This is a genomic window from Dyella sp. BiH032, assembly GCF_031954525.1.
GTDB lineage: Bacteria > Pseudomonadota > Gammaproteobacteria > Xanthomonadales > Rhodanobacteraceae > Dyella_D.
On record NZ_CP134867.1, the window covers coordinates 3,956,930 to 3,981,010 of the forward strand.

At 66.0% G+C, this 24,081-nt stretch carries 19 protein-coding genes; 7 read left to right on the forward strand and 12 right to left on the reverse strand.

Annotated features, from left to right (window positions below; translation table 11 throughout):
- Positions 1-25: 25 nt before the first annotated feature.
- Complete coding sequence (locus tag RKE25_RS17475; protein ID WP_311839374.1) at positions 26-1,432, reverse strand: MFS transporter; 1,407 nt, start codon at positions 1,430-1,432, stop codon at positions 26-28.
- A gap of 85 nt (positions 1,433-1,517) precedes the next feature.
- Between RKE25_RS17475 and RKE25_RS17480 the strand changes: the two genes are divergently transcribed.
- The gene (locus tag RKE25_RS17480; RefSeq protein WP_311839375.1) at positions 1,518-2,186 is read left to right on the forward strand and encodes a metalloregulator ArsR/SmtB family transcription factor; all 669 of its coding nucleotides are present in this window, start codon (positions 1,518-1,520) and stop codon (positions 2,184-2,186) included.
- Between the two features lie 656 nt (positions 2,187-2,842).
- On the forward strand, positions 2,843-4,876 hold the full coding sequence (locus RKE25_RS17485; protein ID WP_311839376.1) for a M13-type metalloendopeptidase: 2,034 nt from the start codon (positions 2,843-2,845) through the stop codon (positions 4,874-4,876).
- 91 nt (positions 4,877-4,967) lie between these two features.
- Here the strand turns inward: RKE25_RS17485 and RKE25_RS17490 are convergent, their stop codons facing one another.
- From RKE25_RS17490 to RKE25_RS17510, 5 genes are read right to left on the reverse strand one after another with little or no spacing between them, the layout of a single operon-like run.
- Positions 4,968-6,212, reverse strand: coding sequence for a cysteine desulfurase (locus tag RKE25_RS17490; RefSeq protein WP_311839377.1), 1,245 nt, complete (start codon positions 6,210-6,212; stop codon positions 4,968-4,970).
- A gap of 47 nt (positions 6,213-6,259) precedes the next feature.
- Complete coding sequence (gene sufD, locus RKE25_RS17495) at positions 6,260-7,579, reverse strand: Fe-S cluster assembly protein SufD (RefSeq protein WP_311839378.1); 1,320 nt, start codon at positions 7,577-7,579, stop codon at positions 6,260-6,262.
- Positions 7,576-8,346, reverse strand: a complete 771-nt coding sequence (sufC, locus tag RKE25_RS17500) for a Fe-S cluster assembly ATPase SufC (protein ID WP_311839379.1) — start codon at positions 8,344-8,346, stop codon at positions 7,576-7,578. Before sufC ends, sufD begins: the two co-directional genes overlap by 4 nt.
- Positions 8,347-8,382: 36 nt before the next feature.
- Entirely contained in the window at positions 8,383-9,849 is a 1,467-nt protein-coding gene (gene sufB / locus RKE25_RS17505; RefSeq protein ID WP_311842420.1) for a Fe-S cluster assembly protein SufB, read from the reverse strand.
- A gap of 17 nt (positions 9,850-9,866) precedes the next feature.
- Positions 9,867-10,328 carry an SUF system Fe-S cluster assembly regulator gene (locus tag RKE25_RS17510; protein WP_311839380.1) on the reverse strand — a complete coding sequence of 154 codons (462 nt, stop codon included), beginning with the start codon at positions 10,326-10,328 and terminating at the stop codon, positions 9,867-9,869.
- A gap of 235 nt (positions 10,329-10,563) precedes the next feature.
- On the opposite strand from RKE25_RS17510, the gene RKE25_RS17515 reads away from it, so the two are divergent.
- From RKE25_RS17515 to RKE25_RS17535, 5 genes are all read left to right on the forward strand, one after another.
- Positions 10,564-10,902, forward strand: a complete 339-nt coding sequence (locus RKE25_RS17515; RefSeq protein WP_311839381.1) for a P-II family nitrogen regulator — start codon at positions 10,564-10,566, stop codon at positions 10,900-10,902.
- Positions 10,892-12,253: an ammonium transporter gene (locus tag RKE25_RS17520; RefSeq protein WP_311839382.1), complete on the forward strand. Its 1,362-nt coding sequence runs from the start codon at positions 10,892-10,894 to the stop codon at positions 12,251-12,253. Before RKE25_RS17515 ends, RKE25_RS17520 begins: the two co-directional genes overlap by 11 nt.
- A 96-nt stretch (positions 12,254-12,349) precedes the next feature.
- Positions 12,350-13,354: a phosphotransferase gene (locus tag RKE25_RS17525; protein WP_311839383.1), complete on the forward strand. Its 1,005-nt coding sequence runs from the start codon at positions 12,350-12,352 to the stop codon at positions 13,352-13,354.
- Positions 13,351-14,061, forward strand: coding sequence for an N-acetylmuramate alpha-1-phosphate uridylyltransferase MurU (murU, locus tag RKE25_RS17530; protein ID WP_311839384.1), 711 nt, complete (start codon positions 13,351-13,353; stop codon positions 14,059-14,061). The genes RKE25_RS17525 and murU overlap by 4 nt, the downstream gene beginning before the upstream one ends.
- Before the next feature lie 114 nt (positions 14,062-14,175).
- Positions 14,176-15,279: a sterol desaturase family protein gene (locus RKE25_RS17535; protein WP_311839385.1), complete on the forward strand. Its 1,104-nt coding sequence runs from the start codon at positions 14,176-14,178 to the stop codon at positions 15,277-15,279.
- A 41-nt stretch (positions 15,280-15,320) separates the two neighbouring features.
- On the opposite strand, the gene RKE25_RS17540 is transcribed toward RKE25_RS17535, so the two are convergent.
- The 6 genes from RKE25_RS17540 to tgt all read right to left on the reverse strand — a co-directional run bounded on the left by RKE25_RS17540 (position 15,321) and on the right by tgt (position 23,998).
- A complete protein-coding gene (locus RKE25_RS17540) occupies positions 15,321-15,632 on the reverse strand; it encodes a DUF6289 family protein (protein ID WP_311839386.1) in 312 nt (103 codons plus the stop codon).
- 166 nt (positions 15,633-15,798) lie between these two features.
- Entirely contained in the window at positions 15,799-18,810 is a 3,012-nt protein-coding gene (locus tag RKE25_RS17545) for a TonB-dependent receptor (RefSeq protein ID WP_311839387.1), read from the reverse strand.
- 533 nt (positions 18,811-19,343) lie between these two features.
- Positions 19,344-20,300, reverse strand: a complete 957-nt coding sequence (gene secF / locus RKE25_RS17550; RefSeq protein WP_311839388.1) for a protein translocase subunit SecF — start codon at positions 20,298-20,300, stop codon at positions 19,344-19,346.
- A gap of 16 nt (positions 20,301-20,316) precedes the next feature.
- A complete protein-coding gene (secD, locus tag RKE25_RS17555) occupies positions 20,317-22,188 on the reverse strand; it encodes a protein translocase subunit SecD (protein WP_311839389.1) in 1,872 nt (623 codons plus the stop codon).
- Between the two features lie 97 nt (positions 22,189-22,285).
- Positions 22,286-22,624 carry a preprotein translocase subunit YajC gene (gene yajC / locus RKE25_RS17560; RefSeq protein ID WP_311839390.1) on the reverse strand — a complete coding sequence of 113 codons (339 nt, stop codon included), beginning with the start codon at positions 22,622-22,624 and terminating at the stop codon, positions 22,286-22,288.
- Positions 22,625-22,873: 249 nt separating this feature from the next.
- Positions 22,874-23,998, reverse strand: coding sequence for a tRNA guanosine(34) transglycosylase Tgt (gene tgt / locus RKE25_RS17565; protein WP_311839391.1), 1,125 nt, complete (start codon positions 23,996-23,998; stop codon positions 22,874-22,876).
- Positions 23,999-24,081 lie beyond the last annotated feature (83 nt).

Below are 24,081 nucleotides of genomic sequence, written 5' to 3' on the forward strand. Positions count from 1 at the left end.
CGTTGGTTCCTTCTTCTTCGTGGGGTCAGTGAGGGAGCGATGCGGCGCGCCGCGCGGTCGGCAGGCCCAGCGCGACCAGTGCCGCGAAACCGCCGAGCAGCCACGCCGCCGCGGTTCGCGCGCCGGGCACGCCGCCCGGATCGCCCAGGCCAGCGGCGTTGGCCACCCAGCCGGCGACCGCGGCGCCCAGCGACATCGCGTAGAGCTGCACCGTGGAGATGGACGAGGACGCAAGGGCGCCCTCTTCCGCCGGCGCGGCCTGGAGCAGGTTCGTGAGCAGGTGCGGCCAGGCCAGGCCGATGCCGAGACCGACGCCGGCCAGGCCCGCGCACAGCGCGCCGAAGGCCGGCCCGCGCATGAGTTCCGCCGGCTGCTGGAACAACCACGCGAGCGCCGCCAGCGCCACGGCCATCAGCGCCGGTCCGAGACGAATGCAGCGCGTACCGAAAGCGCCGCCGCGGCCGGCGCTCAGCATGGAGCCGAAACTCCAGCCGCCCGCCATCACGGCCGTGAGATAGCCCGCCACCAGTGGTTCGTGGCCCAGGATGGTCTGCAGGAAGTACGGCACGAAGATCTCCACCGTGCTGCCGATCACCAGCAGGGCGATCACCAGGTAAAGCGCGCGCAGGCGCGATCGTGCGTAGGCGCCGGTGGGCAGGAGTCGCGCTTCGGCGTGGCGGTCGGCGCGCACGATCAGCGCGGCCAGGACCAGACTGGTCGCGATGCCGGCGCATTGCAGCAGCCGCGAGTCGGCCAAGCTCGCCATCGATACCGCCAGCACCGACGCCGCCAGCAGCGCGAGCCGCCCGCCCGGTACCGCCGTACGCTCGCCGGCAGCCGGCACCGCGGGCAACCAGACGAGCACGATCCCGGCCAGCACCGCTACTACCGGCAACAGGCTCCAGAACGCCCAGCGCCATTCGCCAAGCTGCGCAAATACGCCGCCGATCGCCGGCCCCGACAGCGTGGCGATGCCCCACATCGCAGACACCAGCCCCATCGCGCGCGACCACAGCGCGGGCTCGAACACCTGTCGGATCAGCACATACGCCAGCGACACCAGCACGCCGCCGCCCAGCCCCTGCAAGCTGCGCCCGGACAGCAGCCACGGCATGGACGGCGCAGCCGCGCAGGCCAGCGTTCCGGCCGTGAACGCGGCCAGCCCCAGCAGATACGCGCCCTTGCCGCCCAGCCGTCCCGCCAGCGATGCCGCCAGCGTGGCGCCGATGATCGAAGCGACCACGAATAACGTCGTGTTCCAGGCGTAGTACGCCAGGCCGCCGATGTCGGCGACGATCGACGGCATGATGGTGGTCACGACGTAGACGTTGATCGCATGCAATGCCGTGCCGCCCGCTAGCGCCATCGAACGGATGCCGTTGCGCCCCGAGAGCAGATCCGCCCAGGAGGCAGAAGTCGTGGTAGTTGCCATGCGTTCCTCGACAATGCGCGCCGTGCGCGCCAATATCCAAGTTATGGCTTGGGATATTAGACCCGCCGCAGGGAATTAAACAAGTATGTCCTTTGAAAATATCGACCCCACCAGCGAACGCATCCTGCGTCTGCTCAAGACGAACGGCCCGCAAAGCACCGCCGCCTTGGCGGAATCGCTGGGCGTAAGTGCGGAAGCGATCCGGCAGCAGGTGCAGAAGCTGCTCGACGAGGCGCTGATCGCCGGCGAGCCGCAGCGCGGTACCGGCGCCGGCCGCCCTCGCCAGCTGTGGTCGCTCACCGCGGCCGGCCATGCCCGCTTCCCGGATGCCCACGCGCAGTTGGCGGTAGACCTGATCCAATCCGTGCGCGCCCTGTTCGGCGAGGCCGGCGTGGACAAGCTGGTCGACGCGCGCCGCGACGACAACCGCCGCCACTATCTCCAGGCGATCGGTACGGCCCGCACCCTCGCCGACCGCGTACGCCGCCTCGCCGCGATCCGCGAACAGGAGGGCTACATGGCGCGCGCCGAGAAAGACGGCCGCGACTGGCTCCTCATCGAAGACCACTGCCCCATCTGCTCCGCCGCCCGCGCCTGCCAGGGCTTTTGCCGCGCCGAGCTGGAACTGTTCCAGGAAGTACTGGGCGAAGAAGCGAGCGTGAAACGCGAACAACACCTGCTCGCCGGCGCCAGACGCTGCGTGTATCGCATCAGCTCGCGTAGACCGGTGGGGACGCCGGTGAAGCTGGGTTAGGGGTAATGGGGGTATGGGTTTGAGAGCCGAGAGGAGCTGCGTTGTCGCAAGCACCGGCCCCTCATCCCGCCTTCTCCCCTGAGGGGAGAAGGAGAAGTGCGGTACCGAGGCAAGCAGCAATGACCAAAGCAAGAGCGAGCGAAGCGACGCTCCGCATTGCTCTTGATCTGCCGGGCCCCTTCGCGGCGGTGAGGGCTGGACGATCAGGCCGCCGCAGGCGGGCGGGGACATGGATGTCCCCGCCTTTTCGATCAGGGCATGGATGCCCTGTCGAAAAGCCCGGCCAGCCCTCAACGCACCCGCAGCAGCGTAGGCTGCGGAGGGCGCCGCGCAGGGGGCCCTTCTTCTTGGTTACTTCTTCTTGGGCAAGCAAGAAGAAGTAACTCGCTCTCCGGCAGGAGAGCGAAACCCTCGCCCCGCAAGGGGCGAGACCAGACTGGCGACACACGCGCGACAACCAAGCCATGACGCCTGACTGCGAGCGACCCCCAACCACTTACAGCCCCCTCACCGCACCTGTGCAAAACCAAAGAAAAAAGACCTCCCCTCGCGTGACCTTCGACACTGTCGACCCCTCTCCACCCCCGCCTAGCCTGCCCGGTCAACCACCCGTCCACCGCGCGGCGGCGCGGCGATCCGCACCACAGGGAGACTCCATGAAAAACCTCGCGAAACCGCTGGCCCTGGCCATCGGCCTGGCCTTGTCCACCATCGCCGTCGCCGGCCCTTCCGGCCACTTCGACGTCAAGGAACTGGACAAGAAGACCGCCCCCTGCGCCGACTTCAACGGCTTCGTCAACGCCAAGTGGGTGGCCGCTCATCCGATCCCGCCGGATCGCACGCGCTGGGGTTCGTTCGACGCCCTGCGCGAAGACAGCCTCGACGCGCAGCGCACTATCGTCGAGCAGGCGGCGAAGAACCCGGCGGGCGCCAAGGCCGGCTCGATCGAACAGAAGATCGGTTACCTCTACGCCTCCGGCATGGACGAAGCGGCGATCGAGAAAGCGGGCTACGACCCGATCAAGCCGCAGCTCGCCAGCATCGACGCGCTGAAGAATCCCAACGACGTCGCCGCCTACCTCCGCGACACCTATGCTCGGGGCGACGCCGTGGTCTTCCGCTTCTACGGCAGCCCGGACTTCAAGGATTCCAGCCGGCAGATCGCCTACGCCGGCCAGGGCGGGCTGGGTCTGCCGACGGCCGACTATTACAGCAAGCCGGACTTCGCCAAGATCCGCGAAGCCTACGTCGCGCACATCGCGCGCACGCTGCAACTGGTGGGTGTGAGCGCGGCGGACGCGCAGGTGCAGGCCAAGGCGGTGATGGCGTTCGAGACGCGCCTCGCCGGCGCCTCGCTGGTGCCCACCGAGCTGCGCAAACCGGAGAATCGCTACCACTACGTGAGCATCGCCGATGCGGACAAGGTGACCCCGCATTTCGACTGGGCCGCGTTCTTCAAGGCGCAAGGCGCCGACGTGACGGATGGCTTCTCGCTGTCGCACCCCAAGTTCTTCACGGAATTCGACAAGATGCTGGCCGACGTGCCGGCATCGGACTGGCAGGCCTATCTGCGCTTCCATGCCGTGGACAGCGCGGCACCCTACCTGTCGAAGGCTTTCCAGCAGGAGGACTTCGACTTCAACGCGAAGACGCTCAATGACCAGAAGGAAATGAAGGCGCGCTGGAAGCGCACGCTCGACGCCGTCAATGACGGCATGGGTATGGCACTGGGCGAGCTCTACGTCGCGCGGTATTTCTCGCCCGAATCCAAGCAGCGCGCGCAGGCGCTGGTGGACAACCTGCGCACCGCCTACAAGGCGCGCATCGAGAACCTGGAATGGATGAGCGCGGCCACCAAGCAGAAGGCGCTGGAGAAGTGGGCCAGCTTCACGCCCAAGATCGGCTATCCGGACAAGTGGCGCGACTGGAGCGGGCTGCAGCTGAAGCCGGGCGATTACTTCGGCAACGTGCAGGCGGCGGGCAAGTTCAACTACGACTACATGGTGGCCAAGATCGGCAAACCGGTGGACCGCACTGAGTGGGGCATGACACCGCAGACGGTGAACGCCTACTACAACGCGCAGAAGAACGAGATCGTGTTCCCGGCGGCGATCCTGCAGCCGCCGTTCTTCGATGCCAAGGCCGACGACGCGCTGAACTACGGCGGCATCGGCGCGGTGATCGGCCACGAGATGGGGCACGGCTACGACGACCAGGGCAGCAAGTTCGACGCCCAGGGCAACAACGTCAACTGGTGGACCGACGCCGACCGCAAAGCCTTCGACGAGCGTACCGGCAAGCTCGCCGAGCAGTTCAATGGCTATGAGGCGCTGCCCGGCAAGTTCGTCAACGGCCAGCTCACCATGGGCGAGAACATCGGCGACCTGGGCGGCCTCAACGCGGCCTACGATGCGCTGCAGATGGCGCTGGCGAAGAACCCGGCGGAGGCCAAGAAGACCATCGACGGTTATACGCAGGACCAGCGCTTCTTCCTGAACTGGGCGCGCGTGTGGCGCGGTTCGATCCGTCCGGCGGCGCAGCTGACCTTGCTCAATACCGATCCGCACGCGCCGGCGCAGTTCCGCGCGATCGGCGCGCCGTCGAACATGGCTGCGTTCGCCGAAGCGTTCCAGTGCAAGGCAGGCGACAAGATGGTGCGTTCGGGCGAGCAGCAAGTGAAGATCTGGTAAGCACACTCGAGTCACGAGAACAAAAAAACCCGCGGGTGGCGAACCCGCGGGTTTTTCTTTGTCCCTTACCCGCTGCCGGACGAGCGGCCCGTCACATCAACAGCGAACGCACCTTCAGCAGCGCGGTGATGAAGGCATCGACTTCCTCGCGCGTGTTGTAGAACGCCAGCGAGGCGCGCAGGGTGGCCGGCACGCCGTAGAACTGCATCAGCGGATGCGCGCAATGGTGGCCCGAACGCACGGCGACACCTTGCAGGTCCAGCAGGGTGGCCAGGTCGGTGGCCTGCGCGCCCTCGATCAGGAAGGAGATTACCGGTTCCTTCTCGCGGGCCTCGCCGAAGATGCGCAAGCCGGGGACTTCGCGCAACCGTTCCGTGGCATAACTCAGCAGCTGCTGCTCCCAGGCATGGATGGCGTCGAAGCCGATGGAGCCGTAGTAATCGATCGCGGCCGAGAGGCCGGCGAAGCCGGCGATATTGGGTGTGCCCGCTTCGAAACGATGCGGTGGATCGGCGAAGGTGGTGCCGCCGAAACGCACCTCGCGGATCATCTCGCCGCCGCCGAAGAACGGAGGCATGGCCTGCAACAGTTCCTTGCGCGCCCACAACGCGCCGGTTCCGGTGGGGGCGAGCATCTTGTGGCCGGTGAGCGCGTAGAAATCGCAACCCAATGCCTGCACGTCCACCGGGCGATGGGGCACCGCCTGCGAACCGTCCACCAGCAGCGGAATGCCGCGCTTGTGGCACTCGCGCGCCAGCTCACGCACCGGATTGACCGTGCCGAGCACGTTGGATACCTGCCCCACGCAGGCAAGCTTCACTTCCGGCGTCAGCAGTTTGACGAATTCCTCGACGATCAGCTCGCCCCGTTGGTCGATCGGTGCCGGCTTCACCGTCGCTCCGGCACGCGCGGCCACGATCTGCCAGGGCACGATGTTGGCATGGTGCTCCATCACCGTCGTGACGATCGCATCGCCGGGCTTCAGCGCCGGCAGTGCGTAGCTGTAAGCCACCAGGTTGATCGCCTGCGTCGTACCGGAGGTGAGCACGATCTCGTTGCGCGAACCCGCGTTGATGAAGCGCGCCAGCTTGTCGCGCGCGCCCTCGTAGGCCGCGGTGGCTTCCTCGCCCAGCAGATGCACGGCGCGGGACACGTTGGCGTTGTGCAGGCGGTAGTGCTCGTCCACCGCATCGATCACGCTCTGCGGCTTCTGGCTGGTATTGGCGTTGTCGAAGTACACCAGCGGCTTGCCGTGCACGCTGCGCGAAAGCAGCGGGAAGTCCGCGCGGATGCGCTGTACGTCGAAGGCGGTGGGAAGCTGGGCTTGGGCGTTCATCGGCGGGGATTCCGGTGGCATGAGCGCTCGCGCGGAGCGCGTGGGCGTCATTCCGCGGGGAGATGCGAAAGCAGCAACTGCGACACGTGATCGCGCAACGCCTCGTTCGGCATGTCCTGCAGCACGGCCCGGCAGAACGCGGCCGTCAGCAGGGCGCGCGCCTCGGCGTGGGGAATGCCGCGCGAGCGCAGATAGAACAGTGCGCGCTCGTCAAGCTGGCCGACCGTGGCGCCGTGCGCGGCCTTCACCTCGTCGGCGTAGATCTCCAGTTCCGGCTTGGTGTCGATCTCGGCCTGCGCCGACAGCAGCAGGTTCTTGCTGCTCAGCGAGGCGTCGGCGCCGTCGGCACCCTCGGCGACCACGATCGCGCCGCGGAGCACGCCGCGCGACCGCTGGTCGGCCACGCCGCGCCAGATGGACTCCGATGCCGTATTCAACGCCTTGTGCTGGACCACCAGCTGCGTGTCGGCGTGCTGGCGGCCGTGCAGCGCGAACACGCCGCGCGAATCGAAACGCGCCTCGTCGCCGCACAGCTCGGTGCGAAGGTCGTGTCGCACCAGGGCCCCGCCCAGCTCCAGCGCATGCAGCGTGGCGTGGGCGCGGGCGTTCAGGCGCAACTGGGTGCGGCGGATCAGGCTGGCCTCTTCGGCTGCGTCCTGCAGCATCACGTGGTCCAGCCTTGCGCCATCGCGGAGGACGATGTCGCCGACGACGGTGGACAGGTGCTTCTGCGCACCGCTCGCGGCGTGATGCTCGACCAGCACAAGGCTGGCGCCCTCTTCCAGCTCCACCACGTTGCGCAGGTGCCAGCCGAGATCGTTCTCGGCAGCCGCTCCAACGAACAGCAGGTGCACCGGCGCCGTGACGGACACGCCGGCCGCGACGCGCAGCACGACGCCATCACCCGCCAACGACGCGTTGAGGCGGGCGAACGCATCGCCGGCCTCGCGGTAGCGGTGCGACAGCGCGAAGCGCAGGCCTTCGGCATCCTCGCGCAGCGCCCGCGAGAGCGGACGCAGGCTCAGGCCGGCCGGCAGGCTCGCCAGCGAAGAGAGGTCGGCACGAAAGACGCCATTGACGAAGACCAGCCGCGGCCCCTCCACGCCGGGCAGCGCCAGCGCGGGAATGTCGATCGCGCGCGTCGCGGCCTGCGCATCGCCATGCGCGAAGCGGCGCTGCGCCAGCGCGCGGAGCGCGGTGTACTTCCAGGCCTCGACGCGCGTGTCGGGCAGGCCGGCGTCGGCAAAGGCGTCGAGATTCTCGCGGCGCGCCGCGTCCAGCCAGGCCACGTCGCTGCCCGGCAAGCCCGCCAGCGTGTCCGCCACGGGCAGCGATTCGACGAACGGCGAGCGCACCGGCTGGTTCATGCCTGCGCTCCGGCCGGAGCCGGGCTACGCTCGTTGACCCAGGCGTAGCCGTGTTCTTCCAGCTTCAGCGCCAGCGTCTTGTCGCCGCTCTCGACGATGCGGCCATCGGCCAGCACATGCACGAAGTCCGGCTCGATGTAGTCGAGCAGGCGCTGATAGTGGGTGATCATCAGGAACGAGCGCGCCGGCGAGCGCAGTGCGTTGACGCCCTGCGCCACTTGCTTGAGCGCGTCGATGTCCAGGCCCGAGTCGGTCTCGTCCAGGATCGCTAGCTTCGGCTCCAGCACGGCCATCTGGAAGATCTCGTTGCGCTTCTTCTCGCCGCCGGAGAAACCTTCGTTCACCGCACGGTGCAGCAGCTCGTCGGAGATCTGCATGATCTTGAGCTTTTCGCGCACCAGCTTGAGGAACTGCATGGAATCCAGTTCCGGCTCGCCGCGCCGCTTGCGCTGGGCATTGAGCGCGGCGCGCAGGAAGTAGGTGTTGTTCACGCCCGGGATTTCCACCGGGTACTGCAGCGCGAGGAACACACCGGCGGCGGCGCGCTCTTCCGGCTCCAGCGCGAGCAGGTCGCGCCCCTCGAAGACCACCGAACCTTCGGTGACTTCGTAGCCGTCGCGGCCGGACAGCACGTTGCCCAGGGTGGACTTGCCGGCGCCGTTCGGGCCCATGATGGCATGCACCTCGCCGGGGTTCACGGTGAGCGTGAGGCCCTTGAGGATGGGCTTGCCCTCGACGCGGGCGTGCAGGTTCTCGATCTTCAGCATGTCAATCCAATCCGCAGAATACGTGTTCGTTGCGCGTCAGCCGACGGCGCCTTCCAGCGAAACTTCCAGCAGCTTCTTCGCTTCCACCGCGAACTCCATCGGCAGCTCGCGGAACACCTGCTTGCAGAAGCCGTCCACGATCATCGATACGGCGTCTTCCTCGCTGATGCCGCGGCTGCGGCAATAGAACAGCTGGTCGTCGGAGATCTTCGAGGTGGTGGCTTCGTGCTCCACGATCGCGCTGGGGTTCTTCACTTCCATGTACGGGAAGGTGTGCGCGCCGCAGCGCTTGCCGATCAGCAGCGAATCGCACTGGGTGTAGTTGCGCGCGCCCTCGGCGCCCTTCTCCACCTTCACCAGGCCGCGGTAGGCGTTCGAGCTGCGGCCGGCGCTGATGCCCTTGGAGACGATCTTCGACTTGGTGTGCTTGCCGATGTGGATCATCTTGGTGCCGGTGTCCGCCTGCTGGCGGTGATGCGTGAGCGCCACCGAATAGAACTCGCCCACCGAGCGGTCGCCGCGCAGCACGCAGCTGGGGTACTTCCAGGTGATGGCCGAACCGGTTTCCACCTGAGTCCAGGAAATCTTGGAATCCGCACCGCGGCAGTCGCCGCGCTTGGTCACGAAGTTGTAGATGCCGCCGACGCCGTTCTCGTCGCCGGGATACCAGTTCTGCACCGTCGAGTACTTGATCTGCGCGCGCTCCAGCGCCACCAGCTCCACCACGGCGGCATGCAGCTGGTTCTCGTCGCGCATCGGCGCGGTGCAGCCTTCGAGGTAGGACACGTAGGCATCGTCCTCGCACACGATCAGGGTGCGCTCGAACTGCCCGGTGTTCATGGCATTGATGCGGAAGTAGGTGGACAGCTCCATCGGGCAGCGCACGCCCTTGGGCACGAACACGAACGAGCCGTCGGAGAACACCGCGGAGTTCAGCGCGGCGAAGAAGTTGTCGCCGGTCGGCACCACGCTGCCGAGGTATTTCTGCACCAGGTCGCCATGCTCGCGGATCGCCTCGCTCATGGAGCAGAAGATCACGCCGGCGGCGGCCAGCTCCTTGCGGAAGGTGGTGCCGACGGACACGGAGTCGAACACCGCGTCCACCGCCACGCCGGCCAGCTTGGCGCGCTCGTGCAGCGGCACGCCGAGCTTGTCGTAGGTTTCCAGCAGCTTGGGATCGACTTCGTCCAGCGACTTGGGGCCGGCCTTGGGCGCGGCGTAGTAGCTGATCGCCTGGTAGTCGATCGGGGTGAGGTTGAGCTTGGCCCAGTCCGGCGTCGGCATGGTCAGCCAGTGGCGGTAGGCCTTCAGGCGCCACTCGGTCATCCACTCCGGCTCCTGCTTGATGGCGGAGAGCTGGCGGATGATGTCTTCGTTGAGGCCCGGCGGCAGGCTGGTGGTCTCGATGTCGGTGACGAAGCCGGCCTCGTAGCGCCGGCCGAGCGCCTCGGCTACCTGGGCGTTGTCGCGGAGCGCGGCGGCGGTGCTTTCTTCCACGGCCATCTCGGTGCGTTCGCTGGTCATGCGGTGGTCCTGCTCTTCAAGGTGCTGAGTGCGACGGTCGCCACCTGGGGGGCCGGCCGCGGCTTGAGCATGTCGGCGAGGCTCACCGCGCGCAGCGCGTTGTCCACCACGTGGCTCACCAGCCGCCAGCTGCCGCGCACGTTGCATTGCGATTCGCGCTCGCACTGCCCTTCGGCGACGCCGCACTCGGTCATGCCGATCGGTCCTTCCATCGCCTCGACGATCTGCGCCAGCGAAATCGCCTCGGCCGGGCGCGCCAGGCGATAACCGCCGTTGACGCCGCGGAAGGACTCGACGAGCCCCGCGTGGCTGAGCGACTTCAGCAGCTTGCTGACGGTAGGCAGCTCCAGGCGCGCCTCGTCGGCGATCTGCGCGGTGCTGAGCACGTCGTGCGGATGCGCGGCGATGCAGGTCATCACCACCGTGGCGTAATCGGTGAGGCGGCTGACGCGGAGCATGGGATTAGGAGAAGGACGAATCGGCTCGAATCGGGACCAAAATGGTACGGATTACGGGGCCGCCGGTCAATCGCGCCTGGTTGCACCAAACCCGCGCATTCCCCGGCGCGCGACGCGCCAAAGCGGCGCGGCCTGGTCGTGACCGCTGTGCCAAGCCATTGATCGGATTGGCTCCTACGCTGGCACGCAATGTGCTGCATCGCGACATATCAACCTACTTCCGGGGGAGCGCTGGATGAAGTGGATCACTGCGATCATCAAACCTTTCACGCTGGACGACGTCCGGCAGGCCCTGTCTGAAGCCGGCATCACCGGCATGACCGTGACCGAGGTGAAGGGCTTCGGCCGCCAGCACGGCCATACCGAGCTCTACCGGGGCGCCGAGTACGTCGTCGACTTCCTGCCCAAGCTGAAGGTCGAGGTCGCCGTGGCCGACGAGCAGCTCGAACACGCCATCGAAGCGATCAGTACCGCGGCCCGCACGGGCAAGATCGGCGACGGCAAGATCTTCGTGAGCGAGCTGGAACAGGCCATCCGGATCCGCACGATGGAGGTCGACGCCGATGCGCTCTGAGATTCGGGGGAACGGGAACCGGGAAACGGGCCGCCTCGGCCGTTGGCTGGCCGGCGGCGCGCTTGCGGCGATGGCCCTGCCGGCATGGGGACAGACGGCGGCGCCGACGCATATCGACAGCGGCGACACCGCCTGGATGCTGACCGCCACCGCGCTGGTGCTGCTGATGACCATCCCCGGGCTGGCGCTGTTCTATGGCGGCATGGTGCGCGCGAAGAACCTGCTTTCCGTGCTCATGCAGTGCTTCGCCATCACCGCGATGGTGACGGTGCTGTGGGTCGTGTACGGCTACTCGCTCGCCTTCAGCAGCGAAGGCATGCAGGCCGGCGTCACCGGGCTGCACTCGATCATCGGCGGGCTCGATCGGGCCATGCTCGCTGGGCTGAAGCCGGATTCGCGCTACCAGACGGTGCCGGAAGCGGTCTTCGTGATGTTCCAGCTGACCTTCGCCATCATCACGCCCGCGCTCATCGTCGGCGCTTACGCCGAGCGCATGAAGTTCAGCGCCATGCTGTGGTTCAGCGGCCTGTGGCTGACCTTCGTCTACCTGCCGGTGGCGCACATGGTGTGGAGCGGCCCGGGCTCGCTGCTGGGAGACCTGGGCGTGCTGGACTTCGCCGGCGGCACGGTGGTGCACATCAACGCCGGTATCGCCGGCCTGGTCGCATGCCTGGTGATCGGCAAGCGCCGCGGCTACCCGCAGGTGCCGATGCCGCCGCACAACCTCGGCTATACGGTGGTCGGCGCCAGCCTGCTGTGGCTGGGCTGGTTCGGCTTCAACGCGGGCTCCGCGGTCGCCGCCAACGGCAGCGCCGGCATGGCCATGCTGGTGACGCAGATCGCCACCGCCGCCGCCGCGCTGGGCTGGCTGCTGGCCGAGTGGATCATGCATGGCCGCCCGAGCGTGCTGGGCATCGTCTCCGGCGCAGTGGCCGGGCTCGTCGCCGTCACGCCGGCAGCAGGCACCGCCGGGCCGGGGGGCTCGCTGGTGCTGGGCTTCGTCGCGGGCGTGGTGTGCTTCTTCAGCGCCACGCGGCTGAAGCACAAGCTGGGCTACGACGACTCGCTCGACGTTTTCGGCGTGCACGCGGTGGCCGGCATCCTCGGCGGCCTGCTCACCGGCCCGCTGGCCTCGTCGACGCTCGGCGGCTTCGGCACGGTGACCTCGCTGTGGGGCCAGCTGTGGATCCAGGCCAAGGGCGTGGGCTTCACCATCGTGTGGAGCGCGGTGCTCAGCTACGTGCTGCTGAAGCTGGTCGACAAGACGCTCGGCCTGCGCGTGGATGACGAGCAGGAAATGATGGGCCTGGATCTCGCGCTGCACGAAGAGAAGGCTTACAACCTTTCCTGAGCGAAGCGCCATCGCAAGCCCGCGGACATCCGTCCGCGGGCTTTTTCGTGCCTGCGCCCCCCGCTAAGCTGCCCCCAAGCCAAACGCCGCCACGCCATGACCGATCGCTCCGCCGCCCGCCTCGCCTGGGCCCGCTCCGCTCTCGCCGCTCCCGCACTCGTCCTGGAACCGGCATCTTCCGACGCCAGCTTCCGCAGCTATTGGCGCGCCCGCCACGAGGGCACCAGCTGGATCGTCATGGATTCCCCGCCAGCGCAGGAAGATCCGCGCCCCTGGCTGGCCATCGGCGAACGCCTGGCGGCCGCCGGCCTGCACGTGCCCGCGGTGCGCGCCAAGGACCTGGACCAGGGCTTCCTGCTGATCGAGGACCTCGGCAACCGGCTGTATCTGTCCGAGTTGAACGAATCCAACGCCGATGCGCTCTACGGCGATGCGATGGATGCCCTGCTGCGCATGCAGACGCGCATGGACTGGCGCGACCTGCCGCCGTTCGATCGCGACGTGCTGGTGCGCGGCCTGGAAGTGATGCCGGAGTGGTTTCTCACCCGCCATCTGGGCCACACGCCGAGCTGCGAGGAATGGGACGTACTGGAGACCTCGTTCAGCGCGATCGTCCGCAATGCCATGGAGCAGCCGCGCTGCTTCGTGCATCGCGATTACCACAGCCGCAACCTGCTCGTGGTCGAGCACAACAGCCCCGGCGTCATCGACTTCCAGGGTGCGCTCGGCGGGCCGGTCACCTACGACCTGGCGTCCCTGCTGCGCGACGCCTACGTGGTGTGGCCGCGCGAGCGGGTGGAAGGCTGGGTGGAGTCGTACCGGCAGCGCCTGCTCTCTGCCGGCGTCATCGACGAGACGGTGGATGCGGAGCGATTCCTGCGCTGGTTCGATCTCACCGGACTGCACCGCCACGTGCGCGTGCTCGGCCAGTTCTATCGGCTGTGGTATCGCGACGGCAAGTCCGGTTATCTCGCCGACGTGCCCACCGTGTACCGCTATGTGACCTCGGTGGCGCGCCGTTATCCCGAACTGGCCGACTTCGCCGCACTGCTGGAACGCCACGTCGCCGGCCGCGACCTCACCCAGGTGGCTGCCGCATGAGGCATGCGCTGATCTTCGCGGCGGGGCTGGGCGAACGCATGCGCCCGCTCACCGAGCACACGCCCAAGCCCCTGCTCGTGGCGGGCGGCAAGCCGCTGATCGTGTGGCACCTGGAAAAACTCGCCGCGGCCGGCGTGAACTACGTGGTGATCAACACCTCGCACCTGGCCGAACAATTCCCCGACACACTAGGAGACGGATCGCGCTGGGGCCTGCGCATCCGCTATGCCTACGAGGGCGCGACGCCGCTGGAAACCGGCGGCGGCATGCTCAACGCCATGGCGCTGCTGGGCCCCGAACCGTTCCTGGCCGTCAATGGCGACATCTGGACCGACGCCGACTTCGCGGCGCTGCCCGCCGAACCGCAGGGCCTCGCGCACCTGGTCATGGTGGACAACCCGGCCCACCACCCGCATGGCGACTTTGCGCTCGACGCGAATGGCCTGCTGCGTGACGAAGCACCACCGCCCCGGCTCACCTTCAGCGGTCTGGGCATCTACCGGCGCGAACTGTTCGGCGACTGGCGCGCGGTCGTGGGCGATGAACTCAGCGCGATGGAGAAGCCGCCTCGCTTCAAGCTTGCGCCGCTGCTGCGGCATGCGATGGCGCAAGGCGCGGTGCAAGGCAGCCATCATCGCGGCGCCTGGACCGACGTCGGCACGCCGCAGCGACTGGCCGAGCTGGACGCACGCCTGCGCGCAGCCTGACCCGGACGAAACGCAAGATTCTGCCGAAGTGGAGGCGCTCGCCGCGCGGCGCTATGCTCCTGGCGTTTTCCAGCGTGCCATACGGCCGCGCAGCGATCTCGCAAGGTATCCAAGATGTCGGCACTATGGTCAATGCTGGTCGAATGGTTCGCCGGCCATGGCGTTCTTCCTGTTCTGCACGCCCTCCATCTGGAAGGGCTAGCCGGCGATCCGAAGGACATCGCCGAATCGCTGCTGATCGCCACCTTGCAGTTGTGCATCATCGGCTTCATTTTCCGTCCGCTGGAAAGCCTGGTTCCGGCCGAGCGATGGGCCGACCGCAAGCTGACGCGCGTCGATTTCCAGTACACGCTGATGATGCTCGTGGGCATCTTTCCCATCTTCAGCTTCCTGGTGCTGACGCCACTAGCCAATTACTTCGGCGGGCCCGATACCGGCCCCGGCGACGCCAGTGCTTCACCGCTCGCGATCACGCACTGGGTACCCTGGCTGAAGCAACACCCGTGGCTGCTGTTCGGCTGCTATTACGTGGTGTACGACTTCGTCTACTACTGGATGCACCGCCTGCAGCACGCCCTGCCTTGGTGGTGGGCGCTGCACAGCATGCACCACAGCCAGCGCCAGATGAGCTGCTGGACCAACGACCGCGGCAGCCTGGTCGACGGCTTCCTGCAATCGATGGTGCTCGCCACGGTGGGCATCGTGATGGGCGTGGAGCCGGACCAGTTCGCATGGCTCGTGCTGCTGGGAGAGCTGGTGCAGAACTTCTCGCACGCCAACGTGCGCATCGGCTTCGGGCCGGTGTTCGGGCGCATCTTCGTGGATCCCAAGTTCCATCGGCTGCACCACATGCTGGTGGATCCCGAGCGGCCGGGGCTGCACAACTGCAATTTCGGGCAGGTGCTGTCGGTGTGGGATGTGGTGTTTGGGACGTCGCTGTATGGGATGGCGCCGAGGCCGACGGGGGTGGGCGATCCGACGGTGGATGCAGACAACGACCATGGGTTGATCGGGCTGCATTGGGTGGCGTTCAAGCGGTTCTGGGGGGCGGTGCGGAGGCCATCCGGCTGGAGGCTGGGAGAAGTGGCGTTCGGTCCCGGCTACGAGCCGATTCCAGTGGAACAAGTCGATCTCCATCGCGTGGTTGCGCCGAGCGCCGATTCGCCTATGGAGATCAACGAACACACAGTTGCTGTGCCTCGTGCGCCAGCCGCTTGAGCTCTCGCTGTAGGAATCGCCGGCTTTCGCCGGCGATTTTTTTAACCGCAAATGGCCTCGGGATAAGGCGTGTAGACAACCGTGCAATTTGGTGGCCCCGGAGGTTCATCACCACCCGTGTTAATCCCGCCGCTGGTATCCGGGCACTCTTGAGCCGTGAACGTCTGATACATGGTCTGGTAACCCCAAGACCATAAATTGCCCTGGCAGTTATAGTCCCGCTCTCCAACCCGCGTGGTTAACGACGCGTCGCTGTAATAGCTGTTCTTAATGTTGACCTTGCCGGGATTTACCGCCCATGCGTAACCGCTCACCAGCATGCATCCCATCGCTGCGAGAACGACACGCTTCATCCTAAAGCCTGAACGCATATTTCGCTCCTTTCCCTGCGTAGCCATGACAGCGCCATGGCGAAGAACCCCCTTTCAAAAAAAACCGCGCCAGGGAATCCCCTGGCGCGGCTTAAAAAAACAAAGTAGCCCCTGCGCTCCGGATGAAACAGCAGGGGCGAGTGCTGCATTAGAAGTCGTACGTCATACCGAAGCGGACGTACCGCGGCGTGGTGAAGCCGCGCGGACGGCGATAGCTCGCGCCCAGGTTGTACTCGTACACGTAGGTCTCGTTCTGCGAGTCGAAGATGTTGAACACGTCAGCCGTGAAGGCGAGCTTGTGATCGGCGAACGCCGGACGGTACTGAACGTTGAGCGACACCGTCTTCTGCCACGGCAGGCGACCGGCCGAGCCCGAGGGCGACGGCTTGCCATTGCACCAGTGGTAGTACGGACCATCGTACGCGGGCGACTCGGCATTGGGGCCGTAGAAGTCCAAGCAATCGTACGGCGCACCCGAAGCCAGCGAGACGACACCGCCGACCATCCACTCAGGCGTGACCTGGTAGCTGCCATAGGCCTTCAGCTGGTGCTTGCGGTCGTTATGCAGCAGGCCGCCGGAGTACACCATGAGCGACGGGTAATCCCAGTCGGTCGTAGCAGCGATGTCGCCCTGACCGATGTTGGACTTCACCTGACCTTCGGAGTTGCCGTAGGAGCGCGAGTAGACGTAGTCGATGCGACCCTGCCACTTGCCGTCGAACGGATGATCCAGGTACAGGTTCAACGCGTAGTAGTCGCGCTTGGGCTTCGGATATTCGAAGTCCTTGGAGCTGATCTGCAGCTGGCCGTAGCCGCCCTTGCCGTCCGGCAGCTGGAACACCGCACCGCGACCCGGGTTGAAGAAGTAGCAACCGCGCAGGTTGGTGGTATCGATGCCCTGCTCGGCCGCCTTCGCTTCGAAGAGGTCGGTGTTGCAGGTGTCATCGATGATGTTGCGCAGGACGCGATAGGTCGCCTTGGCACCGTAGTTCCACGAGTCGTTGAGCCTCTTGTCGAAGCCCAGGATGAACTCGTCCTGGTACTGCGCCTTCAGGTTCTTCGCCGTCACGGTGGCCGGATCGGGGGACTGACCGTACTCGTTGTTCTCCGAGTAAGGAGCGCCCGGGCCCTTGGCCGTATTGATCGGGGTCAGGCCGGTCGGATAGCCGGTGGCCGGATCGATGCCCGTGTAGGTGTAGAACACGCGGGTGTAATACGAGCCGGAAGCACCACGCAGCGCCACGCTGGTCGGCATGGCGAGGTAATAGCGACCCGCGTTGCCGTAGACCTTGAAGCTGGAATCGCCATTCACGTCCCAGCTGAAGCCGAGGCGAGGCGCCCACTGCGGCTTGGTCTGGCGAATGTAGGGCTCGCCATCGCTGTTGTAGTTGGTGAACTGGTCGTTGCGCAGACCCATCTTGACCATCCAGCGGTCGTTGATCTGCCAGGTGTCTTCGATGTACTGCGCGCGCTGTTCCACGCGGACCGAAGCTGCGGTACGGAAGAAGTACTGAGCAACGTAGTAGCCCGTCGCACCGCCGGGGTAGCTGCCGGGGGCATCGACCACGGGATTGCCGGCGGCGTCCTGAGCAATCGGCGAATTGGGGTTCGCGCGATGGTTGTATTCCCAGGCATAGCCGGCATTGGTCGGGATGTAATCGCCGTCGTTCAGGTCCTGCGTGCGCTGGTTGTCGATACCGGCGGTGATCGTGTGATCGCCGAGGACGTAGGTGACGTCGAAACGGTAGTTCGCACCCTTGGTCTGATGCGACGGGTCGGTGGTGGTCAACACGGTCTGCGTATTGCCGATACCGGTACTGCTGCCGCCGTTCAGTGCCGGGTTCTGCTGATCGGGACTGAGGACGTTGATGAGACCGGCATTGAAGTCACTGCCCAGGGCCGTATACAGGTCGGTCTTCTGCTTGCCGTACTGAGCACTGATGGTCAAGCTGTCAGTGATGTAGCCGGTGTACTTGGCGATCCACATGTTCGCCGAAGTCTTGCTGGGCGTGTCCTGATTCAGGTAGTCGCCGCGCTGGTTGGTGTCGTTGTCGTAAGCGTAGACGTTGCCGTTGTAATTGTGCTTCGTCGACGCGCTGGTCAGCTCGAGGATGTGGCTGTCGGTGATGTTCCAGTCCAGCTTGGCGTACCAGCTCGGGTCGCTGAAGTGGCGACGCAGTTCGGTGCCCGACGCGACCGAGTTGACAGCCTTATCGTCGGTCTTGTTGCCTTCCACCGACGCGAACATGAACAGCTTGTCCTTGATCAGCGGACCGCCGACATAGGCACTGGCGATGGTGTTCGTGCCCTTGTTGTCATTGCGGTACTGGTAGAGCTTACCGTTGCGCAGGCGGATGTTTTCCGGGTCGGCGCGCAGGGCCTCGGGCGTCCACAGAATCTGTCCGCCGAAGTGCCACTCGTTGGTGCCGCGCTTGCCCACCATGTTGATCACGCCGCCGTCAGAACGGCCGAACGCGGCGCTGTAACCGCCGGTCAGCGTTTCCTGCTGCTCGATCGAGCCGTACGGCAGATCGATGCCGCCCATGCCGCTCAACGGATCGGTCACGTTCATGCCGTTGATGTAGTAGGCGTTCTCGACGACCGACGCACCACCGAACGACACGAGCTGCTGGCCGCCCGGGCCAGTGAAGAAGCCGCTACCCTGCACAGCGCCCGGCGCCAGCAGCGCGATGGCTTCCGCCGAGCGCGCCAGCGGCAGCTTGGCCAGCTGCTGCGAGGTGATCACGGTGCGCGAGTCGACGCCAGTAACGTCGATCGCCGGCAGCGCGTTCGCCGTCACGGTCACGGCCGACAGCGAGGAAGCGTTCGTCTTGCTCGCAAACGAGACTTCGGTGTTGCCGCTCACCTTGATGGCCACGTCGGAGCGAGTGTCCACGGTGGCGCCCCCCTTCTGCAGGGCCACGGTGTACGTACCAATCGGGAGATTGTTCACCTGGTACTTGCCGGAAGCATCGACCGGCACGGTACGGGTCAGGCCCGAGTTGCTGGTGACGGTGACCGTATCGCCAGGCTCGGCCTGGCCGTAGATGCCGCCGACGGTCGACTGAGCGAAGGCCGTGCCGGCCATGCCCATCGCGAGGGCAGCCGCCAACGCGGTATGGCGCAGCAGATAACCGCGATTCAACGATCGAAAACTCATTTGGATCTCCCCGAAAACGCCCGCCTGGGTGGTGGGCAAAATTGAGCAAAACCGCCCGGTCCCCTGGGCGATAGGCCAAAAGGTCGCAAAGCTGCGTCTGTAGGAAACTCCCCCTGCAGACTGCCCCTCTGCATCCCCTGTTACGACGACGATTTCTTGCGGGCCTCCCGTGGCTGTAAGCAAGCTGTCGCCTGACTGTCGTATCAGGAACCTCCCGAAAATAACGTCGGGCGTTACACCAAGTCAACAATTACTTAATGAATGGCGCCGCTGCGCCATCCTGCGGTGCCCGCCTGCCGATTAGATCCTGCGTTTCCCCGATGTGCGCAGGCGTACGGTCGCGGGTAATGGCTTGGCCCGAATCGTAATTTATTGCGTCACGAGGGCACGGCTTTACCGCGGCTCAGCGCCGGGCCAGGTGCCATTAAAGCCTTCTGCATTATCCAGTTAATGCACAGGCTTTATTGAATTAAATCCGGCCATAAAAAAACCCGGCCGAAGCCGGGCTTTTCTTCCAATACCGCCAGATCTGCTCACGGACGCCGCGCCAGCTCCGGGTTCTCCTTGGTCTGCGGCATCAGGTCCTTCTTGGAGACGCCGAGCCACAGCAGGATCGGGCTGGCCACGAAGATGGACGAGAGCGTACCGACCAGGATGCCGATCAGCATGGTGATGGCGAAGCCCTGCACCACCGAGCCGCCGATGAAATACAGCGCCGCCATGGTGATGGCAGTGAACAGCGAAGTGATGATGGTTCGCGACAGCGTGCTGTTGATCGAACGGTTGAGGACTTCCACCGGCTCGGCCTTGCGGGCCAGGCGGAACAGCTCGCGGATACGGTCGAACACCACCACCTTGTCGTTGATCGAGTAGCCGATCACCGCTAGTACCGAGGCCAGTACGGTGAGGTCGAACTCGCGCCCGGTGATCGCCAGCACGCCCAGGGTGACCAGCACGTCGTGCACTTCGGTCGCCAGGGCGGCGACGGCGAAGCGGCGCTCGAAGCGGACCCACAGGTACAGGCCGATGCCGAGAATCACGAACACCGCGGCCACGGTACCGTCGCTGCGCAGCTCGTCGCCGACCTGCGAACTCACTGAAGAGCGGCTCTTGAGCAATGCGTCCGGACGCGCCGCCTGCAGGGCCTTGCTGACCACGGCGGAGACCTGGTCCAGGTTCACCCTGCCCTGCGCGTCCTTCATCGCCGCGGTCGGCTGCATGCGGATCGAGACCTCCTTGGTGCCGCCCAGGCTCTGCACGACGGCGTGTTCCATGCCCGCCTTGGCCAGCGCCTCGCGGACGTCGGACACGGCCACCGGCTGCTGGTAGCTCACCTCGGCGGAAATACCGCCGGTGAAGTCCAGGCCGTAGTTCAGCCCGCGCGTGGCGATCAAGGCGATCGAAACGAGCATGAGCAGCACGGCGATGCCGATGCTGACCTTGCGCATCCCCAGGAAGTTGACGTTGGCGTTGTGGTTGAAGATTTCCATGAGTTCCAGTTCCTCTTCAGACCGACAGCGTCTTGAGCTTGCGACCGCCGTGGATCAGCGCGGTGATCGCGTGGGTCACGGTGACCGAGGTGAACATCGAGGTCAGGATGCCGATCAGCAGCGTCACGCCGAAGCCGCGGATCGGGCCGGAGCCCATCGTGGTCAGCGCCAGCGCGGCGATCAGGTGGGTGACGTTGGCGTCCAGGATGGTCGCCCAGGCCTTCTCGTAGCCGGCGCGGATCGACGCCAGCGGCGTGGAGCCGTTGCGCAGTTCCTCGCGCACGCGTTCGCAGATCAGCACGTTCGCGTCGATCGCCATGCCGAGGGTCAGCACGATACCGGCGATGCCGGGCATGGTCAGCGTGACGCCGACCATCGACATGACCGCCAGCAGGATCACCAGGTTGAAGAACAGCGCGACGTCAGCCACCAGTCCGAACAGCTTGTAGTAGATGGCCGCGGCCAGCAGCACCAGGCCCAGGCCGATCAGCACGGCCTTCATGCCCTTCTCGATGTTGTCCTGGCCCAGGCTCGGACCGATCACGCGCTCCTCGACGATATCGATCGGCGCGGCCAGCGAACCGCCCTTCAGCAGCAGCGCCAGCTCGGAAGCCTCCTTCGCACTACGCAGACCGGTGGTCTGGAAGTTCTTGCCGAACACGCCGTTGATGGTGGCGTAGTTGATCACTTCCTCGGTGATCTTCGGCGTGCGCACTTCCTTTCCGTCCACCACCTTGGTCTCGACCACGCGCTCGACGTACACCACGCCCATCGGCTTGCCGACGTTGCTGGTGGTGAAGTCGAGCATCTTCTTGGCGCCCGCGGCGTTGAGCGTCACCGACACCATCGGCGAACCGCTCTGCTGGTCGGCGCCGGAAGCGGCATCGACCAGCTGGTCGCCGGTAACGATGATCTTCTTGCTCAGCAGGATCGGGCGTCCATCGCGGTCCTTATACAGGCGCGCATCCGGCGGCACGCTGCCGGTGCGCGCGGCATCCGCGGCCTGTTGCGGCGTGCCGTAGCCGGCGCGGTATTCCAGCGTGGCGGTGGCGCCGATCAGCTTCTTGGCTTCGGCGGTGTCCTGCACGCCGGCCAGCTCGACGATGATGCGGCTATCGCCCTGCTGCTGGATGATCGGCTCGGACACGCCCAGCGCGTTGATGCGGTTGCGCAGCGTGCCCAGGTTCTGGCGCACGGCGTTGAGGGAGATCTCGCGCAGCTTGTCGGGACGCAGCACCGCGTTGAGCACGAAACGGTCGCCGGTCACCTGGCCGTCCTGCGTGGACAGGTCCGGATACTCGGCGGCGATGGCATTGGCGGCCGCGGTGCGGTCTTCCGCCGAGCGCAGGATCACGGCCACGCCCTGGCCGCGCACGGCGTTGCGGCTGACCGAGTCGTAGCGGATGTTCTTCTCGCGCAGCAGGCTGCGGATGTCGTCCGCGTAGCGCGTCTCCTGCTTGTCGACCACGTCGTTCTGGTCCACTTCCATCAGGAAGTGCACACCGCCCTGCAGGTCCAGGCCCAGCGGCATCGAGCGCGCGCCGATCATGGACAGCCAGTGCGGCACCGTCGACCTGAGGTTGAACGCCACCGTGTAGTCGTCGCCCAGCGCGGCCTTGATGGCGTCGCCCGCGCTCTTCTGCACGTCGGCGTTGCCGAAGCTCACCAGCAGGTGGTCGTTCTTCAGCTCGACGCTCTGGTAGGCGATGTTCTGCTGCTTGAGCGCACCCAGCGCCTTCTGCTCGAGCGCCTGGTCGACCACCCCGTTGCGGTTGGCCGTGACCTGTACCGCCGGCTGCGGCAGGAACACGTTCGGCAACGCGTAAACGATGCCCAGCGCCAATACGATGGCAACCAGGAAATATCTCCAGCGTGGAAAATCACTCATGCCTTGCATCCGTCAAAAGCCGCGGCAGAGGCCGCGGCGGTAGCATCGTTTCGCATCGCGACGCGGGCGTCCGCCCGGCCGGCTCCCCCAGCGAAGGTCAGGACGACTTCAGCGAACCCTTGGGCAGCACCTGGGCCACGGCACCCTTCTGCACCTTGACCTTCACATTGGCTGCGATCTCGAGGGTGATGAAGGACTCGCCCACTTCCTCCACGCGGCCGGCCATGCCGCCGTTGGTCACCACCTCGTCGCCCTTGGACAGGGCCGAGACCATGGCGCGATGTTCCTTCTGCCGCTTCATCTGCGGGCGGATCATCAGGAAGTACATCACGCCGAACAGCAGGATCAGCGGCAGGAAGGTGACCAGCGGGTTCCCCTGGGGAGCACCGGCGGCCGGAGCGGCCTGAGCGATCACGAAAGTGGTCGGAAGATTCATCAGCTTGTCTCGTAAGTAGCGGCGCCGGCTGAAATTTCCGCCAGAAGCCTGAAAAAGATCGTGGATTATGCCACGCCCCCCGCTTCCCACGCAGCGGCCGGACGGCCCCCGGCGCGGGAGCGCATGGTTATGGAGGGTGCCGGGGGCGCTTGCAAGCACCCTGCCCCGCCTCCGTGCCCCAACTGCGATGCGCGCCACGCCGGCGCCGGCATCACAGACCCTGTTCCGCCGGCTTCGTTCGCCGCCGGCTCAACCTTCGGGGCGCGCGCGCCTGGCGTAGAAAGCGGCGACGAAGTCGTCCAGCCCCCCGGCTGCGATGGCCTCCCGCAGTCCCGCCATCAGCCGCTGGTAATGCCGCAGGTTGTGCATCGTGGCCAGCTGGCTGGCCAGGATCTCGTTGCAGCGGTCAAGGTGGCGCAGGTAGGCGCGACTGAAGCCGCTGGCGCAGGCGTAGCAGTCGCAGCCTTCCTCGATCACCCGCGTGTCCATCGCGTACTTGGCGTTGCGGATGCGCAGCGTGCCTTCGGCGGTGAACAGGAATCCGTTGCGCGCGTTGCGGGTCGGCATGACGCAGTCGAACATGTCGATGCCGCGGCGCACGGCCTCAACGATATCTTCCGGCCGCCCCACGCCCATCAGGTAGCGCGGCTTGTCCGCCGGCAGCAGCGGCACGGTGAAATCCAGGGTGTGGTTGCGCTCAACCTCCGGCTCGCCCACCGCCAACCCGCCCACCGCATAGCCGTCGAAGCCGATGCCGACCAGGCCTTCGGCCGAGCGGCGCCGCAGGTTCTCGTACACACTGCCCTGCACGATGCCGAATAGCGAGTTGGGGTTCCGCAGATCGTCGAAGGCCTGCCGCGAACGCTCGGCCCAGCGCAGGCTCAGCTCCATCGAGGTCGCCGCCACCTTTTCAGTGGCCGGGTACGGCGTGCATTCGTCGAAGATCATCACCACGTCGGAATCCAGCGTCTTCTGGATCCGCATTGACTCCTCGGGCGAAAGGAACACCTTGGAGCCGTCCACCGGCGAGGCGAAGGTCACGCCCTCTTCGGTGATCTTCCGTTTGTGCGCCAGCGAGAACACCTGGAAGCCGCCCGAGTCGGTGAGGATCGGCTTGTCCCAGCCGATGAAGCGGTGCAGGCCGCCGAACTGCTCGACGATCTCCAGGCCTGGGCGCAGGTAAAGGTGAAACGTATTGCCGAGGATCATTTCCGCGCCGATCTCGAGCAGATCGCGCGGCGTCATGGCCTTCACCGAGCCATAGGTGCCCACGGGCATGAACGCCGGGGTTTCCACGGTGCCGCGGGCAAAGGTGAGGCGGCCACGCCGGGCCGCGCCGTCGGTGGCGGAGATATCGAAACGAAGGGAAGTCATGGGCGGGATTATCGCCGGTTTGCCCGTTTGCCGCTCGCGGACGCCGCCACGGGTGGCCGCCGGCGGGCCCGGCACCCTGCCGC